Genomic DNA, 26,996 nt, shown 5'->3' on the forward strand with positions numbered 1-26,996 from the left:
ATAGAACAGTAAAATGAAAAATATATATAAAATTTTAATCGCATTTGTTGGTGTTTTAGCAGTATCGTGTAACGCAGATTCTGTTGACGAAAGACCAATTCTTGATACTGTTGGCGTTCCTGAAATAACGGCACCGACAACAGGACAGACTTATGTTCTGGATGTTAATAAAGCACAGGAAGAAGCTGCTAAATTTACTTGGTCAGCAGCTGAATATTCTACAGATGTAGCTGTGAAATATACTTTATTAATTGATAAAAAAGGTGGAGATTTTACTGCGGCTAAAACACTTGCTACAACCAATGGTGTTACAGAGGCATCCATATTGGTTAAAGATTTAAATCAGGCAGCTGTTGATCTTGGTGGAAAACCTGAAGTAACCGCAATGTACGATGTGAAGATAACTTCAAGTGTTGCAGGCAGCTTTATGCAATCGGGTAAAACGATAGTTACTATTAGTGTGACTCCTTTTCTTGGTAAAGTTACTTACGCATTTACAGATTGGTATTTAATTGGTGCAGCAGTAGCTGGCGGATGGGATAATAATGTAGATACTCCGCATCAGCCAATGTTCAGAGATGGTAAATTGGCTAATAAGTATAAGTTTACAGGATATTTTAAAGCGGGTAACTTTAAGTTAATTTCTGAAAAAGGAAGCTGGGATTCTCAATTAGGAAATGCAGGAAGTGGTGCAATTGAAATCAAAAATAATGCGGGGGAATTTACAATTCCTGCAGATGGATATTATACTTTCGAATTCAATACCGCAACTTTGAGCTATACTTTAACACCTTACACTGATGCCGTTGCAATTGCAAAAGCATACACAACAGTGGGTATAATTGGAGATAGTACACCAGGTGCCTGGGATAATTCTACGGCAATGGCTAAATCTTCTTTCAACTCGCACGCCTGGACTTTGGGTGCAACATCATTAAATGATGGAGGACTAAAATTCAGAGCAAATAATGCTTGGGATGTTTCGTGGGGAGGAACCACTTCTTTTTCAGGAGGAGGAAACGGCGAAAACATACCAGTAGCAAAATCTAAATATGTAATTTATTTCAATGATTTAGACGGAAGTTATTTGATGATTCCAAATCAATAAAACTTCAGTTAATAACTAAAAAAGGGCTATCTCGTGATAGCCCTTTTTTAATCAGACTAACTAACCAAACAAACCACAATCATTATGAAAAGAATTTTACTAACACTATTTTTATTGATGGCAGTAACTGTTTCTGCTCAGATTCAGCAAGTCACATATTCAATAAGCCCCGCTACATTTGAAGATACTACTCCTATTACTATTACTATTAATGGAAGCAGTGTTAATGAAACCTCATGGGGAATTACCACAACTCATGCTTTATATCTTTGGTCCTGGTCCTATGATGTAAATGATACCAATCAATCTGACAGCCCGTCTAATGGTTCGTGGACAGCCTCAAACGAAGCTAGTAAGTTTACATATAATGCAGGAACAGATACTTATACCAAAACTATTACACCATCTGTATATTTTTCCAGAAATGGTATTGGAAGAATTGGTTTCCTTGTTAAAACTAAAGATGCGACAGGGGACAAAAAATCGCAGGATATTAATGTTGAAGTCGGTTCTTTCCAGGTTTCTTTAAATTCTCCAATAGAAAACAGTACTTCGATTATCTCTTCGGGTGCAAACTTTATAGTTTCGGCCACAAATACAAGTGGTAATGCCAGTTATTCTTTAAAATCAAACGGAACTGTACTAAATTCTAATGGCGCTACAGCAAACTATTCTTATACTCATACCAATATAACAACCAACCAAAGTTACGAACTGACCGTAACGCAGGGAGGAACAACAATAGTTAAGAAGTTTTCAGTTGTGGTAAATCCCAATACGGTTGCAGAAGCGATGCCTGCAGGTTTGGTTGATGGAATTAATTATAATTCTGCTGATGCTACAAAAGCTACTTTGGTTTTAGATGCACCTCTTAAAGATTTTGTTTACGTTGCCGGAAGCTTTAATAACTGGCAGCCTACATCGGCTTATGCCATGAAGAAGGATCCCGCTTCGGGTAAATTCTGGTTAGAATTAAATGGGTTAGTTTCAGGAGCAAATAATACCTATCAATACTGGGTTGTCGATGCAACACCACTGGCCAGTTCGCCAGCGATGGTTAAAACCGCAGATCCGTATTCTACATTGGTGCTTTCTCCTTATGATGATCCTTATATTCCTTCAGTTAAATATCCCAATATGCCGGTTTATCCTGCTGGTCAAAATTTTGAAGTTACCGTTTTAAAAACAGGGCAGACGACTTACAATTGGCAGGTAACTAATTTTACAAAACCGGAAAAAGAAAAATTGGTAGTGTATGAAGTTTTAGTCCGTGATTTTGATGCAGCAAGGAGTTATCAGAGTCTAATAGATAAAATAGATTATTTTAAAAATTTAAAAATAAATGCTATTGAGTTAATGCCTGTAATGGAATTTGAAGGCAATGAAAGCTGGGGTTATAATACTTCATTTCACATGGCTTTAGATAAGTTTTACGGGACTTCAGACAAATTAAAAGAATTTATAGATTTGTGTCACCAAAACGGAATTGCCGTAATCCTAGACGTTGCCTTAAATCATGCTTTCGGAAGAAATCCGATGGTTAGAATGTGGATGAATGATCCGGATGGAGACGGTTTTGGATCTCCAACCACAGAAAATCCTTATTTCAATACGGTTGCAAAACATACGTATAGTGTTGGAGAAGATTTCAATCATCAATCGCTTAAAACTCAAAATTATGTAAATCGTGTTATTAAACAATGGATCGAAGAATACAAAATCGATGGTTTTCGTTGGGACTTAACCAAAGGATTTACGCAGGCTTGTTCGGGATCTGACGAACCTTGTACAAATAAATATCAGCAGGATAGAGTAGATGTCTTAAAAAAATATGCAGATTATTCCTGGAGTCTGGATCCGACACATTATACCATTTTTGAGCATTTAGGTTCGGATACAGAAGAACAACAATGGGCAAATTATCGCATAGCAGAGTCTCCAAGCAAAGGAGTTATGATGTGGGGGAAAATGACAAATGCCTACAATCAATTATCGATGGGCTATTTGTCTGACAGCAATATTTTCAGAATGAGTAGTTCCAGTCATGGATTTACAGCAAATCGTTTAATGGGATACGCCGAAAGTCATGATGAAGAACGTCTCATGTATAAAAATGTGCAATATGGAGCGGTGAACGGAACGTATAATGTAAAAAATCTAAACACGGCTTTGTCAAGAATGTCGGCAATCGGAGCGGTTTCATTGCTAATTCCGGGTCCAAAAATGATTTGGCATTTTGGAGAATTAGGAATGGATGATTCTATCTTTAGCTGTAATAACGGAAGTGTAAATGATGAATCTGTAACAATTCCGGGCGATTGTAAATTAGATACAAAACCGCAGCCGCAGTGGACAGAGAACTGGCTTGGCGATTCTAACCGAAATAAAATTTATAACGATTGGGCAAAGATGATTACGCTTAAAAAAGCAGAACCTGTGTTTTTAGGAACAGCCACAATGTCTGATGCAAATTCGTTAACTATAAATATTAAAATTACGAATAGTAATTTGACTTCAACTCAGTTAAAAGATGTTGTAATCTTAGCAAATTTTGATACCACTTCTCAAAATATCATTCCCGGATTTCAGTATGCAGGATCCTGGTTTAATTTAATGGATAATTCTAATGTCAATGTAACAGATGTTAATGCGGCTGTAAATCTTGCGCCTGGAGAATATAGAATTTATGGCAATAAACAGGCAAATTTGGCAATAGAAGATTTTGAGAAAGAAAATATGGTCAGTTTGTATCCAAATCCGGTTGCAAATTATTTTACACTGAGTTTTGCAAGTTCAAAAGTGCAGATTTATTCGATGAACGGGCAAATTGTAAGGACTTTCGATTCTGCTGGAAGTTCTGATTTTCAATTTCACGTAAGTGATTTAACATCGGGTGTATATCTGGTAAAAGCAATTGATGAAAACAATAAGTTTCAGGTTGTGAAATTTATTAAAAAATAAATCTTTTAGAAGATTTTGGTTAGGTTAGTAACGTAAAGGGGCTGTTCCATGAAAAATAGACAGCCCTTTTATTATAATGGTTTGGTCTATCTCTTTTTATTGTACTCTCCAATTAAAGAATAATATCCAAATGTTCCTAAACCCATAACGATCAGCGGTGTAAGAATAAAAAGAATAATGGCTCCAAATACTAAATCTTCCTGTTGATCTGAAAGTAGTTTTGGTAAGCCAAATTCAAATACGCAAAAATAGGCAGCCGCTACTGCTAAGGCAATCCATAAAGCCCCTAAAATCTGTTTAATCGCATTCATTTTTTAAATTTTAAAGGTGAGTAATTTTGTTTTTGTTGTCAATATAAATCATTCCAATTACAAAGGATATTCCAGCAATAACGATAGGATACCATAATCCGTCCAGATAAAAATCGGCTTTTCCTGCTGTTTTAGCATGCGATACAAAATAGGTAGAAATGGCAGGAAGTAATCCGCCAAAAATACCATTTCCAACATGATACGGCAGCGACATCGAAGTGTATCTAATTTTAGTTGGAAACATTTCGACTAAAAATGCGGCAATCGGTCCATAAACCATCGTTACAAATAATACCTGAATAAAAACCAGGAAAATTAAAGTCCATTTATCGCTTGAATTTATTGTGATTGAAATACTTGATTGTACTTCTTTATTAGGTATGTACGTTTTTTTCTCAATAACGGTTGTGCCATCAGTGTATTTTTTCTGAAGCGTAGTAACAGAACTTCCATCTTCTTTATCTTCCGTTGTCTCCATCGGATTTTCCAGGATTTCTGTTTTCTGTTTAACATCAGTTGTATTGTACATCTCTTTGTAGATGGATCTATAGGATAGGATAGCGAGCAGCATTCCAAACATCATAATGTATTTACGGCCAATTTTGTCGCTCAGCCATCCGAAAAAAATAAAAAATGGCGTACCTATTAAAAGGGCAATTCCTAATAATTCATCTACTTGTGAGGAGTCAACATTCATAACCGTTTTCATAAAACTCATTGCATAGAATTGTCCAGTATACCAAACAACGCCTTGTCCCATTGTAGCGCCAAAGAGCGCGAGGAGAACAAATTTTAAATTGTACCGGTTTCCAAAACTTTCTTTTAACGGATTTGTACTGGTTGTGCCTTCTTTTTTTGCTTTTGCGAAAACAGGAGATTCATCCATATTTTTGCGGATTAAATAAGAAACGCCAACCATTGCAATAGAAACCCAAAACGGAACACGCCAGCCCCAGAGATCAAAATCTTCTGCTGACAAAATGTTTTTGGTTGCCAAAATAACCATCAAAGAAATAAACAAACCCACAGTAGCAGTAGTCTGAATCCAGGAAGTCCAATATCCTTTTTGATTGGCTGGAGCATGTTCTGCGACATAGGTCGCCGCACCGCCATATTCACCTCCAAGAGCAAGTCCCTGAAGTAAACGTAAAATCAGTACTAGCAGCGGAGCAAAAAAACCAATCGATTCGTAACTCGGAATACAGCCAATTAAAAATGTAGAGCCACCCATTAATAATAAGGTGGCCATAAAAGTATATTTGCGGCCAATTATATCGCCCAATCTCCCAAAGAATAAAGCTCCAAAGGGGCGAACAACAAATCCGGCAGCAAATGTGGCCAAGGTAGATAAAAATGCCGCGGTCGGATTATCAGTCGGGAAAAATTTTGTTGAAATAACGACAGCCAAACTGCCAAAAATGTAAAAATCATACCATTCGATCATGGTGCCCATAGAAGAGGCTGAAATTACTTTCCAAATGCCCTTAGTAGAAGTTTTGCTCATAAAACAACTTTGAGATCTTATTAATAATTGAAATCTAAAAATACAGTTTTACGAATATAGATGATATTTTTTTATTCACTTAATACTTTTTTAACAAAAACTACTTATTTGTTGACATTTTGATTTTAAAACATTTAATATAATAGGAATAAAATTTAGTCATAAGGGTACACAAAGAAAAAAGCGATCCCGAAGCCTCGGGATTGCATTTTTTCTTTGGGAACTTTGCGGTTAATTAAAAAGTATAAAAAAACCCACTCGTTTGAGTGGGTTTCGTGGTACCTCCAGTCCCGAGGCTTCGGGAGAACCGGGGACACATTATGATTTTCTTTTCAATAAAATTTCATTTAGAATCGATGGGTTACTAATTACTTTGTTGTTAAAGGTTTTGCTTTTCATTCTTTTGATAAAGCTTTCGAGATAATGTGCTTCATCTCTATCTTTACATTTAAAAGTCAAAACAACTTCCCAATCATCAGCAATCTTAGTAAACGAATTGGAATAGGAGTGATTATTGTGTTTTAAAATTCTCTCTTTTAAATTATTAGTCTCGCCAATATAAAACTTTTGAGAGGATTGTGAAAAAAGTATATATAGATAGTGCATTATAAGAAATATTAAAAACAAAAAAACCACTCGTTTGAGTGGGTTTCGTGGTACCTCCAGTCCCGAGGCTTCGGGAGAACCAGGGACACATTATGATTTTCTCTTCAATAAAATTTCATTTAGAATCGATGGGTCATTAATTACTTTGTCGTTAAAGGTTTTGCTTTTCATTCTTTTAATAAAACCTTCAAGATATAGAGCTTCTTCTCTGTTATTGCAGCTAAAAGTCAAAACAACTTCCCAATCATCAGCAATCTTAGTAAACGAATTGGAATAGGAGTGATTATTGTGTTTTAAAATTCTCTCTTTTAAATTATTAGTCTCGCCAATATAAAACTTTTGAGAGGATTGTGAAAAAAGTATATATAGATAGTGCATTATAAGAAATATTAAAAACAAAAAAACCACTCGTTTGAGTGGGTTTCGTGGTACCTCCAGTCCCGAGGCTTCGGGAGAACCAGGGACACATTATGATTTTCTTTTCAATAAAATTTCATTTAGAATCGATGGGTCACTAATTACTTTGTCGTTAAAGGTTTTGCTTTTCATTTTTTTAATAAAGCTTTCTAGATATAAAGCTTCTTCTCGGTTATTGCAGCTAAAAGTCAAAACAACTTCCCAATCATCAGCAATCTTAGTAAACGAATTGGAATAGGAGTGATTATTGTGTTTTAAAAATTCTCTCTTTTAAATTATTAGTCTCTCCAATATAAAACTTTTGAGAGGATTTAGAATAAAGAATGTAGAGATAATGCATTTATAAATTTTATTAAAAACAAAAAAACCACTCGTTTGAGTGGGTTTCGTGGTACCTCCAGTCCCGAGGCTTCGGGAGAACCGGGGACACATTATGATTTTCTTTTCAATAAAATTTCATTTAGAATCGATGGGTCACTAATTATTTTGTTGTTAAAGGTTTTGCTTTTCATTCTTTTGATAAAGCTTTCGAGATAATGTGCTTCATCTCTATCTTTACATTTAAAAGTCAAAAGAATTTCCCAATCATCAGCAATCTTAGTGAATGAATTGGAATAGGAGTGACTATTGTGTTTAAGAATTCTCTCCTCTATATTATTAGTTTCCCCAATGTAAAACTTTTGAGAGGATTTAGAATAAAGAATGTAGAGATAATGCATTTATAAATTTTATTAAAAACAAAAAACCCACTCGATTGAGTGGGTTTCGTGGTACCTCCAGTCCCGAGGCTTCGGGAGAACCAGGGACACATTATGATTTTCTCTTCAATAAAATTTCATTTAGAATCGATGGGTCACTAATTATTTTGTTGTTAAAGGTTTTGCTTTTCATTCTTTTAATAAAGCTTTCTAGATATAAAGCTTCTTCTCGGTTATTGCAGCTAAAAGTCAAAACAATTTCCCAATCATCAGCAATCTTAGTAAACGAATTGGAATAGGAGTGATTATTGTGTTTTAAAATTCTCTCTTCTAAATTATTAGTCTCGCCAATATAAAACTTTTGAGACGATTTAGAATAAAGAATGTAGAGATAATGCATTTATAAATTTTATTAAAAACAAAAAACCCACTCGATTGAGTGGGTTTCGTGGTACCTCCAGGGATCGAACCAGGGACACATGGATTTTCAGTCCATTGCTCTACCATCTGAGCTAAGGTACCGTGCTTGTTGCGGGTGCAAATATATAATGATTTTTGGTTTGTGCAAAACATTTTTTAGAAAAAATCAATTCGTATCTTCGCAAAAGCAATAATAGAAATATGATTTTAACTGTTGATGTTGGTAATACACGAATTAAAGCGGCTGTATTTGAGGGTGATAACGCTATTGAAAATTTTGTTTTTGAAAAGAAAAATTTCGAAAATAAAATTGAAAATATTTTAAAAAAATATCCAAAATGCTCCGATCTCGTCGTGGCTTCTGTCGGAAATATTGAAAAACAATCTTTTTTGTCTTTAGAAAATCGTCTAAAAGTTCATTTTTTTACTCATGAAGATATTTTTCCTTTCCATAATAAATATGCCACACCCAAAACTTTGGGAATAGACAGAATGATTTTGTCGGCCGGAGCGACATTGCAATTTCCGAAACAAAATCGGTTAGTTATAGATGCCGGAACTTGCATTACTTACGATTTCATCGACGAAAATGATAATTATTTGGGAGGTGCTATCTCTCCCGGACTTCGTTTGCGATATGAATCACTTCATAATTTCACGGCCCGACTGCCGTTATTAACATTAGAATCACCCGAAAGTTACATAGGAAATACCACAGCACAGGCGATACATTCTGGTGTTGTCAATGGTTTCGTCTATGAGATTGACGGTTTTATCGATGAATATCGAAAAGAGATTTTAAATTTTATCATAATTTTAACGGGAGGTGATGCAGAATTTTTGGCTAAACGATTAAAAAATACCATATTTGCCAATTCAAATTTCCTCTTAGAGAGTTTGAACCAAACATATCAATATAAAATCGACAATGATTAAAAAAGTAATACTAAGCGCTTGTTTGCTTATATCGTTCATTTCATTCGCTCAACAGGGTACAGCTTCACCTTATTCTTTCTTTGGAATAGGAGATGTGAGGTTCAAAGGAACTCTTGAAAACAGATCGATGGCTGGAGTGGCAGTGGAGCAGGATACAATTCACTTAAATATAGAGAATCCGGCGAGTTATGCTAGTTTGATACAAACAACTTTTACTGTTGGAGGTACATTTGCAACGTCTAATTTGAAAACAAGCACTCAATCTGAGAAAGCACAACGTTCTACTTTTGATTATTTGGCGATGGGAATTCCGATGGGGAAATTTGGTGCCGCTTTCGGATTGATACCAGTAACTTCTGTAGGTTATAAAATTTTAACCGATCAGTCTGCAGTAGAAAACGGAGTAAGTGAGCAGCTTGACGGTAAAGGCGGGATAAATAAGGTTTATTTTGGTTTGTCTTATAAAATTATGCGTGGCTGGAATATTGGGGCAGACGTTCAATATAATTTCGGAAAAATCACAACAACAAGTGTTGAAGCTGTTACAGGTGTTCAAAACGGTACTGCAGAGGTAAATACTTCAGAATTATCGGGTACCGCATTTAGTTTTGGAACCATGTATCAGAAAAAAATAGATAAAAAAATAAGTATATTTTCCAGTTTGAGTTATTCGTTTGCGAGTAATTTAAACTCAGATAATACCAGAGTAATTTCTGTTCAGGGAGATCCGGAGCCTTATGTTTCTCCTGTAAATGCTACCAAATTAAAGCTTCCTAATAAACTAAGTATTGGTTTAGGAATTGGTGAAGCCAGAAAATGGTTAGTTGGTGCCAATATGACTTTTCAGGGAGACGGACAGTTGGCGAATTACTATAATTCGGCAAGCAATGTTAGTTATGAAAGCTATTCTAAATACGCTCTTGGAGGTTATTACCTTCCGAATTATAACTCTTTTACAAGCTACATGAGCAGAATCACGTACCGAGCTGGTTTGAAATATGAAAAAATCGGTTTAATTGTAAATAACGAGTCTATTAAAGATGTCGGAATGTCCTTAGGAGCAGGAATTCCGGTTCCGGGATCATTTTCAAATGTAAATGTTGGAATCGAATTTGGTAAAAGAGGTACAACTTCTGCAGATTTAGTTCAGGAAAATTATGTAAATTTTAGTTTGAGTTTTTCTTTTAATGACAGATGGTTTGTTAAGAGTAAATTCCAATAAACAAAATATTTATCTTTTAGAAGCTCATTACAATTTACTACATTTGGCAAATGAATTTACCAAAAAGATATAGTCTCATCGTTGTCACAGTTGTTGCTGTGACAATGTTTTTTGGATGCGAAAGCAATTTTAAAGAAGTTCAGAAAATTAACTTCTCCGAGTTTGTTCCTGCAAGTGATGCTGACACGGTTAATATTAAGTATACAGATTCAGGTCGTATTACAGGTGTTTTGATAAGTCGTAAAATGCTTGATTATTCTAACCTTGATTTTCCTTTTACAGAATTTCCAAAAGGCATCGATGTTACCTTATATGATAAAAAGCAAAAGCGTACCTTTATAAGAGGAGATTATGCGGTTTCGTATAAAAATACCCAGATTATTGATTTGATAGGGAAAGTTAAAATCACATCAGAATCAGGACAGATGTTGGAAACGGAGCAATTGTACTTCGATCAGAAAAATGAATGGTTTTATACCGAAAGAAAATTTAAGCTGACAGATCCAAAAGGAGTTTCGCATGGTCAGGGAATAGATTTTAGTAAAGATTTTAAAGTGATTAATTCACAGCGAATAAGCGGTGAAATTGAATCCGCCGAAGGAATAAAATAAGATTATGGGTTACTTAAAATATACACAATACATTTATATCGCGTTTGCACTTTATTTTGCATATGACGGTTTTACAAAACTGAATCAGCCAAATGATACCGCGGTCTTAAGTTTTATTATTGCCGGAATGGCCATTTTCATGTTTTTCTTTAGAAGAAGATTTCTTAACAAATACGATAATCGTAACAAAAAGCAGTAAATATGGAAATTAGTATTATAATAATATGTTTAATACTAGCTGCCTTTTTTTCCGGAATGGAAATCGCTTTTATTTCTTCCAATAAAATTTATCTCGAAATAGAAAAGAAACAAGACGATTTTTTGTCTCGTATCTTAACTAAACTCACCGAAAATCCGTCCAAATTTATTGCTGCAATGCTTATTGGTAACAATGTAGCGTTGGTAATTTATGGGTTTTTTATGGGCGATCTGATTTTGAATTGGATCATCAGTCTTGGTTTTGTTCTTTCTGACTGGTGGAATGTGCTTATACAGACACTTCTTGCCGCATTTGTGGTCTTGGCTACTGCTGAGTTTTTTCCAAAAGTCTTTTTCCAAATTTATGCCAACTCATTAATTAAGATTCTGGCGCTTCCCGCTTATTTGTTTTACCGCTTATTTTATTATATCTCTACTTTCTTCATCTGGATTGCAGATTTTGTTTTGAGTAAATTTTTTAAGACAGAAGGAAATCAGATCCAGTTGTTTAGCAAAATCGAATTGGGAAATTACATTACCGAACAAATGAGTAGTGTTGAAGAAGATGAAGAAGTCGATTCTGAAATTCAGATTTTTCAAAATGCACTGGAATTCTCAGGTGTAAAGGCACGTGATATTATGTCCCCGCGAACAGAAATTGTCGATATCGATTTGTTTGACAGTGTCGAGGATCTGACGGCGCTATTTATTGAGACAGGCTATTCAAAAATAATTATTAGCCAGAATTCATTAGATGATATTGTGGGGTATGTCCATTCCTTTGATTTGTTTAAAAAGCCGTCTACCATAAAGTCAGTTTTAATGACGGTCGAATTTGTTCCCGAAACTATTTTGATAAAAGATGTTCTGACTGTGCTGATAAAAAAGCGAAAAAATGTTGCAGTAGTTTTAGATGAATATGGCGGAACTTCGGGAATAATAACAATTGAAGATATTGTCGAAGAACTTTTTGGCGAGATCGAAGATGAACACGATCTTGATGAAGAATTGATAGAAGAAGAGATAGGAGAGGGCAAGTATTTGTTTTCTACAAGATTAGATGTGCAATATCTAAATGAAACCTACAAATTAATGATTCCAGAAGAAGATTCGTATGGAACATTGGGCGGTTTTATTGTAAATCATACCAAAGAAATCCCGCAAAAAGGAGACAAAATTGTAATAGATAAGTTTCATTTTTCCATAAAAGAGGCTTCAAATAAGAAAATCGAACTAGTCAAATTAACAATTAAAGATTGATTTTTTAAATTAATGAAAAAAAAATGCAAAATAAAACGCTAGTTGTATTGTTATTAACTAGATAATTGTATTTTCGCAAACTGAATATAAAATTAACGATAATAAAATGGCAGTTTTAGCAAAAATTAGACAGCGTTCCGCTTTATTGATAGGAGTTATTGCACTTGCATTATTTGCATTTATAATACAAGATCTTATTGGAAAAGGAACATTTAGTCAAAGTTCTAAGGATGTAGGAAGCATCGACGGAAAAGATATTTCATTTGAAGACTTTAGAGTAAAAGTTAGTAATGTTGAAAAAAGTGGGCAAGGAATAACTTCCACTGAAGCTGCAAACAGAGTATGGGATCAGGAAGTATCAATTGCATTATTAACAGCGCAATTTGATAAATTAGGATTGAGAGTAGGTGAAAAACATTTACTTGAGGTTTTAAAATCAGATCCAAATATTGGAAAAAATCCAATGTTCTTAAATGCGGCCGGTATTTTTGATGTTGTTAAATTTAAGGATTACTTTAAATCTAATCCTGAAGCGGCACAGTTCCTTACTGAAAAAGAAAAAGATGCGACTTTAAATGCTAAGTTTCAAATCTATAATACTTTAATTAAGTCCGGATTGTATACAACTGCTGCAGAAGGTAAATTAAAATATGAAATGGAAGCTAATAAAGTAACTTTTGCATTTGCAGGAGCGCCTTATTCTTCTATTAAAGACAGTGAAGTGAAAATCTCTGATTCTGAGATTGTTGATTATATGAAGAAAAACGAGAAAAAATTCAAAGCAGATGCTACTCGTGAAATTCAATATGTATTAGTTGAAGATAAAGCTTCTAAAGAAGACGAAGCTGAAATTAAAACTAAACTAAATTCGTTATTATCAGGAAGCGTTGTTTACAATGCAAAAACAGGTAAAAATGATACATTGCCAGGATTTAGAAATGCAACGAATATTGCTGAATTTGTAAACGCAAATTCTGATGTTCCTTACGATTCTACTTACGTGCCTAAAAATGCATTACCAGCTGTTGATGCTGATAAATTATTCAGCTTACCGGCCGGAGCAATTTATGGTCCGTATGTTTATGGAAGATATTATGCAATTTCTAAATCTTTAGGATTTAAAGCAGGAGTAAACGCAAAAGCAAGTCATATCTTAATCGCATACAAAGGTTCTCAGACTCCTTCTCCAAAAGAAAACAGAACTAAAGAAGAAGCTAAAGCGAAAGCGGAAGAAATTTTAGCACAAGTACAGACTAATCCTGATAGTTTCATGATGCTGGCTTTTACAAGTTCAGATGATTCATCTGCACAACAAGGAGGAGATTTAGGCTATTTTGGTCCAAACCAAATGGTAAAACCTTTCAATGATTTTGTATTCAGTAACGGAATTGGTAAAGTTGGTTTAGTAGAGACTCCTTTTGGTTTCCACATTATCAAAATTACAGACAAACAAGACGGAATTCGTTTAGCGACAATTGCTCAAAAAATCGAGCCATCTGAAGCTACTTCTGATAAAGTATTTACATTGGCAACCAAATTTGAAATGGATGCTGCAGACAAAGATTTTAATGCATCTGCAAAAGCATTGGGCTTAAAAGTTGCTCAGCCGGTAAATGCAAAAGCTATGGATGAAGCATTTGGACCATTAGGGAATCAGCGTAACATCGTGAGATGGGCTTTTGACAAAGAAACAAGTACAGGAGATGTTAAGCGTTTTGAAATTGCTAACGTTGGACACGTAATTGCACAATATAAAGGTGAAAATAAATCTGGTTTAGTTTCTGTTACTATGGCGAGACCATATGTTGAGCCAATTCTTAAAAACAAGAAAAAAGCTGAATTATTAAAAGCTAAAATGACAGGGTCAAGCCTTGAAGCTATTGCTAAAGCTGCCGGGGTTGCTGTTCAGCAAGCTACAGATGTAACTTTAGACAATCCGGTTTTACCTGGTGGAGTTGGACAAGAGCCTAAAGTAGTAGGAAATGCATTTGCATTAACAGCAAATAAACTTTCTGCTCCTATTGAAGGAAACACTGGAGTTTATGTTGTAAAAAATGTAAAAACAGTAAAAGCACCGGCGATTGCTAATCACGCTGCTTATGTAGAAAAAGTAAAAGCTCAAAGCGCATCTGATGCAAGCAGAGTTTTACCAGCATTAAAAAACAATGCTAAAATTGAAGACAACAGATTACAATTCAACTACTAAGAATTCGTAATTCAATATAAAAAACCCGAAGCGTCATTTATGATGCTTCGGGTTTTCTGTTTTTATGCACTTTATAATTTTTGCTGGTGTACTACCGATTTGTTAATTTTCTAATAGTATATAGAGATAATAGAAATTTAATTTAAAAAATTTGTGATATTGAAATTATTACAGTTAATTTGTCCGAATTTTTATTTTAACATATTTCGGTATTCCGAATATAGAATAAGAATAGAAAAAAAATTTCAATCCAAATAACAATGTTTAATACCCAAAGATGTAATGTTTTTTACATTTAATATTTTTAGAAAAAAGCCGCGGGTATATACCAAAATAGAAAGTCATATTTTTGGAATTATTACCGAGCTTTTAAAAGTAAGCAACACCGACATCAATGTAGATGAATTGGGTGGTAAATATTATCTAAGTAACGAAGAACAGCATTTTAAGGTAACAATCCTGAGTAACGACTATGTTATTCGATTAACAAACACGCATGACTCTGTTGCCGAGAAATACGACAAGGTTTTTGTTGAAGATGTACTTAGAGCAGTAAAAGAAGAGAAGCACCGAAGAATGGAACTTGTTTATGATTCTATTACAAATAGCATTGAGAAAATGGCTGAAAGACTCCATAACAGACTTATAGAGTCAAATGAACAGGAAAGCCAGTCAGTTCGTCGATTGGAAACAAAGCATGTAAAAAATAATAATAAGCGGGCTAATTAAATAGCTGGTCTCTTTTACAAAATCATTTCTTCATAAGTCAATATTGTTTCGTAACCTTTGTTTAAAAAATATTCTTTTGGATTATTTTTAGAGATTACCATTACAAAATCACCTCCCCAGGCACCTAAACTTTTAATTACACCATTAAAGTCAGGAAATACTGCTTCTTTTATAGTCTGCATTTCCAAAATAGTACTTAGATGAATTTCATGTTTTTGGACTGCCATTGCAAATTCTTTCAATGTTTTAGCGTGGAGTATGGCGTTTGTTATTTTGTTATTTTCAGCTACGCTTTGTGCTAAATGATTACTTTTATGATTGTTGTAAGCATAAATTGCAGACTTACTATTTTGTTTTTTATTTAAATAAACAAAATAAATATTTTCTTTAAAATCCGGATTAAACTCAACCTGCTCGACAAAATTATCTTTTATGCGATATAAGACCGGAGTATTGTTTTGTGCGCACGCAATATCGTAACCACTTCCGCCGAAACTATTGTTTAATAAGGTAAAGGCATTGATTTCTGCCCATTGCGCAATGTTATTTATCAGGGTGGAAGAAGTACCTAATCCCCAATTTCTCGGAAATGTCAAATGAGTGCTGACTTTATATCCGTTAGCGGTATCAATAAATTTAGGATTTAAAAGATAAGCTTCATGCAATATAGTAACCAATGTTGATTTTACGTTGTCAACTTTAGGGTCATAACCTTTAATGATTTCGTCAAATGAAATCGTTTCTGCAAACCATAAATGGTTGTCATAATCATAACTTTCCCATTTTATTTCCTTCTGTTTATAATCTTCAATTATTAGATCCTGACCAAATTTCGTGGGTAACGCAAAAGCATCTGCACCGTCTAATACGAGATATTCTCCGGCTATAAAAAGTTTTCCGTTACTGTAAAATGTTTTTTTCATGCTTTATTTTTTAGCCCTGATAGTAGCGGCATCCTTTTTTGGGTGGGGTTCATCCGAAAAAGATACAGCGGATAGCGGGAATATCTTCGGATTATTTTCTCAAATTTTCAATAAATTCAACTACCGCGCTGTGAGATACGGCTGTTTTTTTGAAGTGTGCTTTTATTAAATGGCGTTCTTCAGCGGTAGCTTCAAATTGATTGATGATATTGTTTAAGTGCATTTTCATGTGTCCTTCCTGAATTCCGGTGGTAGTTAGAGAACGTAAAGCGGCAAAGTTTTGTGCTAAACCTGCAACAGCTACAATTTCCATTAATTCCTGAGCAGAAGGTTTTTCTAAAATTTCGAGACAGAGTTTAACTAAAGGATGTAGCGAGGTTAGACCTCCCACCGTGCCAAGAGCAAGCGGAATTTCAAGCCAAAAAGTAAATATTCCATCCTCAATTTTGGCATGAGATAAACTGGCATATTGACCGTTTTTCGCCGCATAAGCGTGTACTCCGGCTTCTACAGCTCTAAAATCGTTTCCGGTAGCCAGAACTACGGCATCAACTCCGTTCATGATACCTTTATTGTGCGTTACTGCCCTAAAAGGCTCAACTTCTGCAATTTGAACAGCCTGAACAAAACGTTCTGCAAATTCCTGTGGATTTGTAATATGTTTTTCAGCTAATTCTTCAATGGGACAGGATACTTCTGCTCTTACCAAGCAATGAGGTACATAGTTAGATAAGATACTCATGATTACTTCAAGGTTTTCTCCATTATTACACAAATCAGAATTCTGGATTTCCTCTTTTAAAGTAGAAGCAAACTGCTCTAAACAAGAATTTATAAAATTAGCTCCCATGCTGTCTTTGGTTTCAAAAGTTGCATGAAGCTGATAATAATTTTCCAGTAAACTTCTCTTGTCTTTTAATTTAATGTCTAAAATACCACCGCCACGTTGTTGCATGTTTTTGGTAATATTTTGCGTTTCACTGAAAAATTTGGGTTTAATCTGCTCGAAAAAAACGGTTAATTTTTCGGCATCACCATTGTAAGTAAAATGAACCTGGCCAATCTTTTCGGTATTTATAATGGTAGCTTTAAATCCGCCTCTTGTAGCCCAGTATTTTGCCGCCTTGGAAGCTGCTGCCACAACCGAACTTTCTTCAATAGCCATCGGAATAGTTTTGTATTTTCCGTTGATTAAAAAGTTAGGGGCAACTCCAAGTGGAATATAGAGGTTTGTAATAGTGTTTTCGATAAATTCATCATGTAGCTGTTGAAGCTTTTCGTCTGAATTCCAGTAATTTCTTATAATATTTTGCGCCTCTTCCGGGTTCGAAAAATATTCATTTGCAATCCAGTTAATTTTTTCTTTTTTGGATAATTTAGAAAATCCGGCAACAGCGTTGTTCATTCTCAGTATATTAAATAATAATGTTGCTGCAAATATACCATTTTAAGAGATTTCTCTAAAATCTATTTTATAATAGGGTATAACGCAATCGTTATTTTTTTTAACATTTAACACTTAAAATGTGTATTATGTTTATTTTTTTTACTAAAATTGGGCTCTTTTTTATATTTAAAATAATTCTAATGAATACAAGTAAAATTACTGTAATATTTTTGTTATTAGTTGCAACTGTTTTCGGTCAGCAAAAAATCACAATCGAAAATATTTATGGCGGTGCATTCAGGGCTAAAGGAATGGATGAACTGCAATCTTTGAAAAATACAGATCAATATACTGTGTTGAACGTAGATTATGCAGCGAGAACAATGCAGATTGATTTATATGATTTTGCAACTTTAAAAAAGGTTTCTAATTTAGTTGATACTAAAAATCATAAAGAACTTGCAGACGGAATCGACAGCTACATTTTTGATGCATCAGAAAAAAAGATTCTAATTGCTTGTCATACCAATCAGATTTTTCGTCACTCGTTTACGGCAGATTATTATTTATATGATATAGCTTCTAAATCTCTAACCAAACCTTTTGATTTTCAGATACAGGAACCTACATTTTCTCCAGACGGAACCAAGATTGCTTACGCAAGAGAAAATAACTTATATGTATACGATGTTGCTTCTAAAAAATCAACTGCTATTACAACTGATGGGAAAAAGAATGCTGTAATTAATGGTATTACGGACTGGGTTTATGAAGAAGAGTTTGCTTTTGTCCGTGCTTTCGACTGGAGTAAAGACAGTAAAAAAGTAGCATATATTCGTTTTGACGAAAGTCAGGTACCTGAGTTTTCGATGTCTATGTTTCACAAAGATTTATATCCGACCATAGAGACTTTTAAATATCCGAAAGCAGGAGAAAAAAACTCTGAGGTTTCTTTACATATATATGATGTAGCTGCAGGAGCAACAAAAAAGGTAGATTTAGGAAAATACAATGATTTCTATATTGCGAGGTTGCAATGGACAAATGATGCAAATGTGCTTTCTGCGCAGGTTCTAAACCGTCATCAGGATAATTTAGATTTATTATTTGTGGATGGAAATACAGCTGCTGCTAAAGTAGTTCTGAGTGAAAAAGACAAGGCATATGTAGATGTTACAGATAATTTAACTTTCTTAAAGGACAACAGTTTTATCTGGACAAGCGAGAAAGACGGATTTAATCATATTTACTTATACGACAAAACCGGAAAACTTAAAAATCAGGTTACCAAAGGCAATTGGGAAGTTGTTTCTTATTACGGTTTTGATGAGAAATCAAAAACTATTTTCTACCAATCTACAGAGAATGGTTCTATTAACAGAGATCTTTATAAAATAGGTTTAGACGGAAAAAACAAATTGCGCCTATCTAAAAAGACAGGAACAAGTGCGGCAACTTTTAGCCCTAACTTCCAGTATTTTATTACTACATTTTCAAGCAATTTAGTACCTACGACTTATACTTTAAATGATGCTAAAACAGGAAAAGAAATTAAGGTAATCGAAAACAATCAGGCTCTTGCAGATATGTTAAAAGGTTACAATTTACCTGCAAAAGAATTTTTTGTTTTAAAAACGGCAAAAGGAAATGAGCTAAACGCCTGGATCTTAAAGCCAAAAGATTTTGATCCTTCAAAAAAATATCCAGTTTTTATGTATCAGTATTCTGGTCCGGGATCGCAGCAGGTAAACAACGACTGGAACAATTCTGATGATTACTGGTTTTTATCTCTCACACAACAAGGTTATATTGTAGCTTGTGTTGATGGCCGAGGGACAGGTTTTAAAGGAGCAGATTTCAAAAAAGTAACTCAGAAAGAGTTAGGAAAATATGAGGTAGAAGATCAGATCGATGCTGCAAAAGTAATTGGTTCTTATCCTTATGTTGATCCGGCAAGAATTGGAATTTTCGGATGGAGCTATGGTGGTTTTATGGCATCAAACTGTATTTTTCAGGGAAATGATGTTTTTAAAATGGCTATTGCAGTTGCTCCGGTGACAAACTGGCGTTTTTACGATAGTGTTTACACAGAAAGATACATGACGACTCCACAGGAAAATGCAAGCGGATACGATCAAAATTCCCCGATCAACCATGTTGATAAATTAAAAGGTAAATTTTTACTGATTCACGGTTCTGGTGATGACAATGTTCATGTTCAGAATTCAATGCAGATGATGGAAGCTTTAATCCAGGCAAATAAACAATTTGATTCTCAAATTTACCCGGATAAAAATCACGGAATTTACGGCGGAAAAACAAGAATTCAGCTGTATAATAAAATGACTAATTTTATCAAAGAAAATTTATAATCTAAAAAACTTAATCTAAATTAAATAAGGAAATAACATGGTAGAAACTCAGGTAAAAACTGCGCATCCAAAAGGACTTTGGGTATTGTTTGGGACGGAGATGTGGGAGAGGTTCAATTTTTATGGAATGCGGGCTTTATTGACTTTATTTCTTGTGAATTCATTATTAATGAAAGAAGAAGAAGCCTCATTAATTTACGGAGGTTTTCTTGGACTTTGTTATTTAACGCCAATGTTGGGTGGGTTTGTTGCCGATCGTTTTTTAGGAAACCGAAACTGTATCTTACTTGGAGGATTGTTAATGGCAATTGGCCAAATGCTTTTATTTACAAGTGGAAGTATTTTTGAGTCTAATTTAAGTTTGGCAAAAATTGTAATGTACTCTGCATTGGGAGTTATTGTTTTCGGTAACGGATTCTTTAAACCAAACATTTCTAGTATGGTTGGAAGTTTGTATCCTAAGCAGGAAAAAACAAAATTGGATAGTGCTTTTACTATTTTCTATATGGGAATTAACATCGGAGCATTTTTAGGGCAATCAATCTGTCCGTTGTTAGGAGATGTTAAAGATGCAGGAGGAATTAGAGATATCCACGCTTTTAGATGGGGATTCATGGCTGCATCTGTGGCAATGTTATTAGGAACAGTTCTTTTTTACTTCTTAAAAAATAAATACGTAGTTTCTCCGGAGGGAAAACCATTAGGAGGTTTGCCTTCTAAAAATGATGCTTCAGATTTTGAAGAAGGAGAAGCTCAAAAAGCAAACTTTTCTACAAAAGCATTAATTACTGCAGGAATTGCATTCATTGTTTTAGGTTTCTTTTTTCACTACGCTGTGGGGCAGAACTTAATTTATACTTTAATTTATTCGAGTGGATTATCGTTGGCCGGTTTAATTATATCTGATACATCACTGACTAAGGTTGAAAGAGACAGAATTATTGTAATTTACATCGTCTCCTTTTTTATTATTTTCTTCTGGGCAGCTTTTGAACAAGCAGGTTCTTCTTTAACCTTTATTGCCGACAATCAGACTGACAGACATTTCTTTGGTTGGTTGATGCCGCCATCTATGGTTCAGATTTTTAACGGACTTTTTGTTGTACTTTTAGCAGTTCCGTTTAGTATTCTGTGGGATACTTTGAGGGCAAAAGGAAAAGAACCAATTTCTCCGGTTAAATTAGCTGTTGGTTTAGTAGTAATCTCTGTCAGCTTTTTAATGATTGCAACTCAGGTGTCTTACATTGGAACTTCTGGATTGTTATTGGTAAAATGGTTGATTCTTTTATATTTCCTAAATACTTGTGCAGAATTATGTTTGTCTCCAATTGGATTATCATTGGTTGGTAAATTATCTCCAAAACGTTTTGCTTCATTATTATATGGTGTTTTCTTTTTGTCTAATGCATCAGGTTACGCATTAGGAGGAACATTAGGTTCTATCTTGCCTGCCACAGGTGATAAATTTGCAAAAGCAAAAGAATTAGGAATTGATCTTCAGGGTGTTTTAGATAAAAAAATTACTCCGACTGCAGATCAGTTAGCGTTGTTGGATCAACATCAGATAAGTGCTCAAAATCCAATCTTTGCAGGATTTGAAATCCATAATTTATATGAATTTTTTATGGTTTTCGTGGTTTTAACTGGTATTGCAGCCATTTTATTGTTTGCATTAACTCCACTGTTAAAAAAATTAATGCACGGGGTTCGATAAATGGAAAAGAATATAACTTTAGAAGAAATTCAAAATTTTGAAGGCAAGTACCCAAAACAATTGTGGTACTTGTTTTTTGTTGAAATGTGGGAACGTTTTTGCTTTTACGGAATGCGTGGTGTGCTTACTATTTTTATGGTAGATCAGCTTTTTTTGAAAGAGGATCATGCTAACTTACAATACGGAGCTATTCAGGCTTTTGTATATGCCTTTACATTTATCGGAGGTATTTTTGCTGATAAAATTCTGGGATTCAAAAAATCTCTCTTTTTTGGCGCAATTGTAATGATTCTTGGAAATCTTCTAATTGCAATCGCTCCTCATGATTTATTTTATTACGGAATCGCATTTTCTATAATCGGAACTGGCTTTTTCAAGCCAAACGTTTCTTCAATGGTTGGTGAATTGTATAAGGAAGATGACGGAAGAAGAGATGCTGGTTATGGAATGTTTTATGCCGGAATAAACGTAGGAGGACTTTTAGGAGGTGCTTTATGTGTATATTTAGGAAAATACTATTCTTGGCAGTTGTGCTTTCTGTCGGCAGCTGTTGTAATGTTTTTAGGTCTGATTACTTTTCTGTTTACCAAAAAATATTTAGGTCCAATTGGCGATTCGCCGTTGTTAGACCTGGATGCAGGGAAAAGAAAAATGCGCGAATTTGCGGTTTATGGACTATCTCTTTTAAGTATTCCTTTAATTTATATCATGGTTAAAAATACCGACTATACAGATTATTTTATGTATACAATTGGTATTGTAGCTGTTTTGTACTTTGCTTATGAATTATATAAATTAGGAAACATCAAGCTGCAAAAGAAGCTTTTTGCCGCATTTTTATTTGTGTTTTTCTATTTGCTGTTTAACGCTATTTACGAGCAGAGTGGAGGGTCATTGTCGCTTTTTGCTAAAGATAATTTAGATAATAAACTTTTGTTTTTTACGATTGACCCTAATATTATAAATAACAGTTCCAATACGTTTTTTGTGGTGGTTTTAAGTCCGTTGATTGGTTTATTGTGGATCTGGATGGGAAAACGAAAGATAGAGCCTAATACTTTAATTAAATTCGGAATCGGATTTTTGTTTTTGGCCGCTTCATTTTATATTTTCTATCTGACAAGATTTTTTGCCAATTCTAAAGGAATTGCATCTCTAAATGTATTTACGTTTGCGTATTTGATTACAACAATCGGAGAGCTTTGTTTAGGTCCAATAGGAATGTCTATTATTACGAAGCTCTCGCCAAAGAGATTATTCGGAATGATGATGGGATTGTGGTTTTTAGCAGCAGCTTTTGGGCAATTATTTGCGGGAAAACTTGGGGCTGAAATCTCAAGATCTAATACAGGAGATACGTTGTTGTCTAAATTGCAATCGTATACAGAAGGATATTATCAATTGGCTATTTATTCTTTGGTTGCAGGAGTTATTCTAATTGCGCTTTCGCCTGTAATCAAAAAGTTAATGCAGGAAGTTAAATAATAATATTGTAATTACTTTTTACATAAATTTGCTGAAAATTTCTCGTTATGAAAAGAATCGTATTTATAGCTTTGTTTTTAATTGGTGCAGTCAATGTTAATGCGCAGGAATTAAAATGGTATACAGATGTAAGAGAAGCAATTACTGTGAGTAATAAGGAACAAAAACCAATGTTAATGTTCTTTACAGGAAGTGATTGGTGTGGTTGGTGTATTCGTTTGCAGAATGAAGTTTTAAAAACAGAAGAATTCAAAAAATGGGCATCTAGCAATGTAGTGCTGGTAGAATTAGATTATCCAAGAGCAGTGCCTCAGAGTCCGGATTTAAAGAATCAAAATAACGAATTGCAGCAAGCGTTCGGAATTCAGGGATTTCCAACAGTTTTCTTCACAAGTGCAGAAACTAAAGATGGAAAGGTTAATTTTAAAGGTCTTGGAAAAACCGGTTATGTTGCCGGCGGTCCTTCAGCATGGCTAACGGTTGCAGAATCAATAGTACATCCGAAAAAGTTGTAATTAAAAAATATAAAACTTAAAAGCCTCTTACTTACCGTAAGAGGCTTTTTTTGTTTCGTAAGAAAATATTTTAAAATATTATGCTTTTTTGCGTATTTATTATTTTATTCTCACTAAAAAAACACATAATATATTTTTTGTGCCATTAAAAATTGGATAATTAAAATATTATGTTAATTTCGTCATGCTAATCTAACCAAAACCAATTAATATGACTAAAAAACTACTTATCCTACTGTTTTTTTTAGGTTCATTTGCGGTACATGCACAACTTGCATGGAGAACTAATATGACTGATGCAATAGCAATCAGCAATGAACAAAGAAAACCAATGTTGATTTTATTCACTGCCTCAGGTGTACCGGAGAATCTCCAAAATGAAGTCTTTAAAACTCCCGACTTTGCTGTCTGGTCACGTGATAATGTGGTCCTGGTAAAATTGGACATGTCAGATCTTAATGCTTCTGATAGTGATCGCGAACAAAATGTGAAATTGAAAAATGCATTTGGTGTTGAAGATCTTCCTGAAGTATGTTTTGCGCTGGCATCTGTCAGAAAAAATAAAACCACATTTAGTGCTTTAGGTAAGCTTGCCTATAAACCGGGAGGAGCAAAAGCATGGATTGCCGAATCTAATTCTATTTTGCACCCACCAGAATAGTTAAGAATTTCATTAACTCTTATTTTAATTTTTTTATCCCTTTCTATCTAAGAAAGGGATTTTTTTTTAAAATTATAACCGAGAATTTAATTATAATTAGTTCGGTTTATTTAACATTTATTAAAAAATTAACCGATAATTATTAATTTGATTTTAATGCACATTAACTAATTTTAAATCGCATAAATTATTCTTCTGAATTGGTTTTTATATTATTTTAGTTTCATTAACTTAACCAAAACTAATTTATATGCCAACAAAATTACTTATTGTATTATTATTTTTTAGTCCATTTTATATGAATTCACAAAATATAATCTGGAAAACTGACATCAACGAAGCCGTACAGACAGGTGCAGAAAAAAGAAGACCCTTGTTAATATTTTTCACTGCACAGGGCGCTGATCAGCAATTGCAGAATGAAATTTTTGCAACCCGTGAATTTGAAGAATGGTCTCGTAAAAACGTTATTTTAGTAAAACTTGACTTGTCTGATCCTACTGTTTCTGATGCTGCAAAAGAGCAAAATTTAAAACTAAAAAAAGCTTTTGCAATCGAAAAAATTCCTCAGGTTTGTTTTACAGATGTTGCAGTGAGAAAGGATAAAACCAATTTTAATAAATTAGGTCTCATTGGATACGTGCCCGGTGTTAAAGCCTGGATTTCAGAATCAAATTTAATTTTAAATCCAGAATAATTTTATAATTTATAAAATCCCTTTTCGTTCGTAGCATGAAAAGGGATGTCTTTTTTTATGCAACTATTTTTCCAGATCCGTTGAATTGAATTTGAATTACTGCCATCTGAAATAATTACTTTAGGGTGTATTTCCAAAAATAGACGATCCAGATTTATCCGCGCATTTTGAGTTAGAATTAAAATATCAGGCTGTATTTTGGCAGGGTAAATTCCGCTACTGTCAATTATTAAAATTCTGTTATTTTTAAAATACAAACAATTTTTAAGGCATTCCGTCTTGCCCGATGTTAAAGAATTTCCGAGAAGATAAGAATTTACACTTTTAAAATTATTTTTCTTATTTATAATAGAATCTCTGCTGTAGAGAACAATATTTTTTCCGTTACGTTCAGAAATTAGTGTATTATTTCTTTCATTATAAACAATCAATTCTCTTTCGCTTTCTGTTTTTACTTTCATGAAAATAAAAGCAATTTGTGTCAGAAGTATAGAAAAACCTACGTAAATCAGTTTGTTGTAATCTGGTTGCTTCATCCAGATAATTGTAAAAATTATCAGAAAAGAAAAAGCTGCTAAATGATAAAGATTGAAGCTAATATTGCGAATTACAAACGAATCCAGAGAAGCAACAAGATGAATCATTAGATTTAAAAGATAGATACTTTTCTCAAAAATAATAGTTAAGAATATTGGTGGTTGGGTAAAGACAGCAATGATCATAACGATAATTCCGGCAATCATAATAAAGGATAAAATGGGAAGAATAATAATGTTTGTAACAAAAAACAAACCGGGAAACTGATGGAAATAATACAGGCATAAAGGCAAAGTGCCAATTTGCGCAGCAAATGACACGGTTAGCGCATCCCAAATGTAGACTATCAATTTATTTTTGGGTCTATAGATGTTTTTTAAAAGAGGCTGCAGCCAAAGAATAAAAAACAAAGCCAGATAACTTAATTGAAAGCCAACATCAAATAAAAAGTAAGGTTCAAAAAGCAGTATCAATAAAATGGAAACAAATAAGGTGTGGTAAATATTGCCATTTCTTAATAAGTGATTGCCTGTTGCGATAAAGGAAAACATTACAACAGATCTTAATACAGAAGGGGAAAGGCCTGAAATTACTGCAAATCCGGCTAAGCAAATTAAAATGGAAGCCAGTTTAAAAAAAGAACCTTTTCTTGTATTTGGAATTAGTTTAAGAATAAAAGTGATAAAAAGCATGATAAAGCCGACATGCAATCCTGATACAGATAGGATATGGGTAGCACCTGAATATTGATAGTCCTGAATAATATCCTGTGAAATTTCCTGCTGCTGACCTAATATTAATGCTAAAGCAACATTCATTTCGGCTTTATTAAATTTCGATTTTTCCAGATTAGAAATTATTCTTGAATGCAATTTGGCGCAGTAGTACCATACATCTTTCCGGATAGTTTTGCTAACAAATACTTCTTTTTTCTGACAATAAATCTGGGCGTAAATCTGCTTGTTTGCCAAATATTGGCTATAATCAAACTGACTTGGATTTTTACTTGATTTATTACGCTGTAAAGTAGTTTTAACTTTAATGCAATTTCCTATTACTAAATGATTCTGGCTGCTGTCTTTTGCGACATTTACAATTACTTTTCCATCATAGGTTTTTCCTGAAATTGTTTTAACCAGCGCAACATAGCGATCATTGTAATCATTGCCTTTTAATTTTTCTCTTAAAATTAAAGTCACGAATTGAGATTTTTCAAAGGCAATTTGACAATTTGTATAATTGGTTTTTTGAAGATTTTCCGTATGACTTAGAAGTGTTAAGGCACCTATAAAAAAAGAAAGTAGAGAAGTAAATATTCCGAAAAGAAAAATACAGTTGTTTTGTTTTAAACTCCAAAAATAAAAGCCGCAGAAAAGCGAAAATGAAATTGACAGCGTAATCGCTATCGTTGCTATTGAGAGATTTACGTAATACCCAGTAATGATGCCCAGTACAAAGGCAATTGTAATTTTAATCAACGGAAAATCTAATACTTTCATGGTTTAAAAGTATTAAATA

Annotated in this window: 25 protein-coding genes and 1 tRNA gene; 15 read left to right on the top strand and 11 right to left on the bottom strand. The window is 33.9% G+C overall.

The window, feature by feature from the left end; translation table 11 throughout:
- Window positions 1–13: 13 nt before the first annotated feature.
- A complete protein-coding gene (locus ABEB31_RS04810) occupies window positions 14–1,108 on the top strand; it encodes a SusE domain-containing protein (RefSeq protein ID WP_347050210.1) in 1,095 nt (364 codons plus the stop codon).
- 84 nt (window positions 1,109–1,192) lie between these two features.
- On the top strand, window positions 1,193–4,069 hold the full coding sequence (locus ABEB31_RS04815) for an alpha-amylase family glycosyl hydrolase (RefSeq protein ID WP_347050211.1): 2,877 nt from the start codon (window positions 1,193–1,195) through the stop codon (window positions 4,067–4,069).
- 86 nt (window positions 4,070–4,155) lie between these two features.
- On the opposite strand, the gene ABEB31_RS04820 is transcribed toward ABEB31_RS04815, so the two are convergent.
- From ABEB31_RS04820 to ABEB31_RS04850, 8 genes are all read right to left on the bottom strand, one after another.
- Window positions 4,156–4,380: a DUF6814 family protein gene (locus ABEB31_RS04820; protein ID WP_347050212.1), complete on the bottom strand. Its 225-nt coding sequence runs from the start codon at window positions 4,378–4,380 to the stop codon at window positions 4,156–4,158.
- A 10-nt stretch (window positions 4,381–4,390) separates the two neighbouring features.
- Window positions 4,391–5,884: an MFS transporter gene (locus tag ABEB31_RS04825; RefSeq protein ID WP_347050214.1), complete on the bottom strand. Its 1,494-nt coding sequence runs from the start codon at window positions 5,882–5,884 to the stop codon at window positions 4,391–4,393.
- 318 nt (window positions 5,885–6,202) lie between these two features.
- On the bottom strand, window positions 6,203–6,490 hold the full coding sequence (locus tag ABEB31_RS04830; RefSeq protein WP_347050215.1) for a GIY-YIG nuclease family protein: 288 nt from the start codon (window positions 6,488–6,490) through the stop codon (window positions 6,203–6,205).
- 90 nt (window positions 6,491–6,580) lie between these two features.
- Window positions 6,581–6,868 (bottom strand): GIY-YIG nuclease family protein, encoded by a 288-nt coding sequence (locus ABEB31_RS04835; RefSeq protein WP_347050216.1) that lies wholly within the window; start codon window positions 6,866–6,868, stop codon window positions 6,581–6,583.
- A 283-nt stretch (window positions 6,869–7,151) separates the two neighbouring features.
- Window positions 7,152–7,247 (bottom strand): GIY-YIG nuclease family protein, encoded by a 96-nt coding sequence (locus ABEB31_RS21685; RefSeq protein ID WP_430408225.1) that lies wholly within the window; start codon window positions 7,245–7,247, stop codon window positions 7,152–7,154.
- 91 nt (window positions 7,248–7,338) lie between these two features.
- Window positions 7,339–7,626: a GIY-YIG nuclease family protein gene (locus tag ABEB31_RS04840; protein WP_347050217.1), complete on the bottom strand. Its 288-nt coding sequence runs from the start codon at window positions 7,624–7,626 to the stop codon at window positions 7,339–7,341.
- A 91-nt stretch (window positions 7,627–7,717) separates the two neighbouring features.
- Window positions 7,718–8,005 carry a GIY-YIG nuclease family protein gene (locus tag ABEB31_RS04845; RefSeq protein WP_347050218.1) on the bottom strand — a complete coding sequence of 96 codons (288 nt, stop codon included), beginning with the start codon at window positions 8,003–8,005 and terminating at the stop codon, window positions 7,718–7,720.
- 49 nt (window positions 8,006–8,054) lie between these two features.
- A tRNA-Phe gene (locus tag ABEB31_RS04850) sits at window positions 8,055–8,127 on the bottom strand.
- A gap of 99 nt (window positions 8,128–8,226) precedes the next feature.
- Between ABEB31_RS04850 and ABEB31_RS04855 the strand changes: the two genes are divergently transcribed.
- From ABEB31_RS04855 to ABEB31_RS04885, 7 genes are all read left to right on the top strand, one after another.
- A complete protein-coding gene (locus tag ABEB31_RS04855) occupies window positions 8,227–8,961 on the top strand; it encodes a type III pantothenate kinase (protein ID WP_347050219.1) in 735 nt (244 codons plus the stop codon).
- Complete coding sequence (gene bamG / locus ABEB31_RS04860) at window positions 8,954–10,183, top strand: BamG family beta-barrel-assembly machinery protein (protein ID WP_347050220.1); 1,230 nt, start codon at window positions 8,954–8,956, stop codon at window positions 10,181–10,183. Before ABEB31_RS04855 ends, bamG begins: the two co-directional genes overlap by 8 nt.
- A gap of 50 nt (window positions 10,184–10,233) precedes the next feature.
- Window positions 10,234–10,794, top strand: coding sequence for an LPS export ABC transporter periplasmic protein LptC (gene lptC, locus ABEB31_RS04865; RefSeq protein ID WP_347050221.1), 561 nt, complete (start codon window positions 10,234–10,236; stop codon window positions 10,792–10,794).
- 4 nt (window positions 10,795–10,798) lie between these two features.
- Entirely contained in the window at window positions 10,799–10,993 is a 195-nt protein-coding gene (locus ABEB31_RS04870; RefSeq protein ID WP_347050222.1) for a hypothetical protein, read from the top strand.
- Window positions 10,994–10,995: 2 nt separating this feature from the next.
- Complete coding sequence (locus tag ABEB31_RS04875; RefSeq protein WP_347050223.1) at window positions 10,996–12,252, top strand: hemolysin family protein; 1,257 nt, start codon at window positions 10,996–10,998, stop codon at window positions 12,250–12,252.
- Window positions 12,253–12,358: 106 nt separating this feature from the next.
- Complete coding sequence (locus ABEB31_RS04880) at window positions 12,359–14,458, top strand: peptidylprolyl isomerase (protein WP_347050224.1); 2,100 nt, start codon at window positions 12,359–12,361, stop codon at window positions 14,456–14,458.
- Window positions 14,459–14,740: 282 nt separating this feature from the next.
- Window positions 14,741–15,187, top strand: a complete 447-nt coding sequence (locus tag ABEB31_RS04885) for a hypothetical protein (protein WP_347050225.1) — start codon at window positions 14,741–14,743, stop codon at window positions 15,185–15,187.
- 14 nt (window positions 15,188–15,201) lie between these two features.
- On the opposite strand, the gene ABEB31_RS04890 is transcribed toward ABEB31_RS04885, so the two are convergent.
- The gene (locus ABEB31_RS04890; protein ID WP_347050226.1) at window positions 15,202–16,110 is read right to left on the bottom strand and encodes a GYDIA family GHMP kinase; all 909 of its coding nucleotides are present in this window, start codon (window positions 16,108–16,110) and stop codon (window positions 15,202–15,204) included.
- 91 nt (window positions 16,111–16,201) lie between these two features.
- Window positions 16,202–17,515: a hydroxymethylglutaryl-CoA reductase, degradative gene (locus ABEB31_RS04895; RefSeq protein WP_347050228.1), complete on the bottom strand. Its 1,314-nt coding sequence runs from the start codon at window positions 17,513–17,515 to the stop codon at window positions 16,202–16,204.
- 182 nt (window positions 17,516–17,697) lie between these two features.
- Here ABEB31_RS04895 and ABEB31_RS04900 point away from each other — a divergent pair, with 182 nt between their 5' ends.
- The 6 genes from ABEB31_RS04900 (at window position 17,698) to ABEB31_RS04925 (ending at window position 24,941) form a co-directional block, all read left to right on the top strand.
- A complete protein-coding gene (locus ABEB31_RS04900; protein WP_347050229.1) occupies window positions 17,698–19,869 on the top strand; it encodes a S9 family peptidase in 2,172 nt (723 codons plus the stop codon).
- Window positions 19,870–19,906: 37 nt separating this feature from the next.
- Entirely contained in the window at window positions 19,907–21,583 is a 1,677-nt protein-coding gene (locus tag ABEB31_RS04905; protein ID WP_347050230.1) for a peptide MFS transporter, read from the top strand.
- Window positions 21,584–23,068 (top strand): peptide MFS transporter, encoded by a 1,485-nt coding sequence (locus ABEB31_RS04910; RefSeq protein ID WP_347050232.1) that lies wholly within the window; start codon window positions 21,584–21,586, stop codon window positions 23,066–23,068.
- A gap of 47 nt (window positions 23,069–23,115) precedes the next feature.
- A complete protein-coding gene (locus ABEB31_RS04915; RefSeq protein WP_347050233.1) occupies window positions 23,116–23,583 on the top strand; it encodes a thioredoxin family protein in 468 nt (155 codons plus the stop codon).
- Between the two features lie 211 nt (window positions 23,584–23,794).
- On the top strand, window positions 23,795–24,244 hold the full coding sequence (locus ABEB31_RS04920) for a thioredoxin family protein (protein WP_347050234.1): 450 nt from the start codon (window positions 23,795–23,797) through the stop codon (window positions 24,242–24,244).
- 250 nt (window positions 24,245–24,494) lie between these two features.
- The gene (locus ABEB31_RS04925) at window positions 24,495–24,941 is read left to right on the top strand and encodes a thioredoxin family protein (protein ID WP_347050236.1); all 447 of its coding nucleotides are present in this window, start codon (window positions 24,495–24,497) and stop codon (window positions 24,939–24,941) included.
- A gap of 2 nt (window positions 24,942–24,943) precedes the next feature.
- Here the strand turns inward: ABEB31_RS04925 and ABEB31_RS04930 are convergent, their stop codons facing one another.
- Window positions 24,944–26,977, bottom strand: a complete 2,034-nt coding sequence (locus ABEB31_RS04930; RefSeq protein ID WP_347050237.1) for a ComEC/Rec2 family competence protein — start codon at window positions 26,975–26,977, stop codon at window positions 24,944–24,946.
- Between the last annotated feature and the right edge of the window lie 19 nt (window positions 26,978–26,996).

Origin of the sequence: Flavobacterium olei, from assembly GCF_039749035.1 — a bacterium.
GTDB classification, from domain to species: Bacteria; Bacteroidota; Bacteroidia; order Flavobacteriales; family Flavobacteriaceae; genus Flavobacterium; species Flavobacterium olei.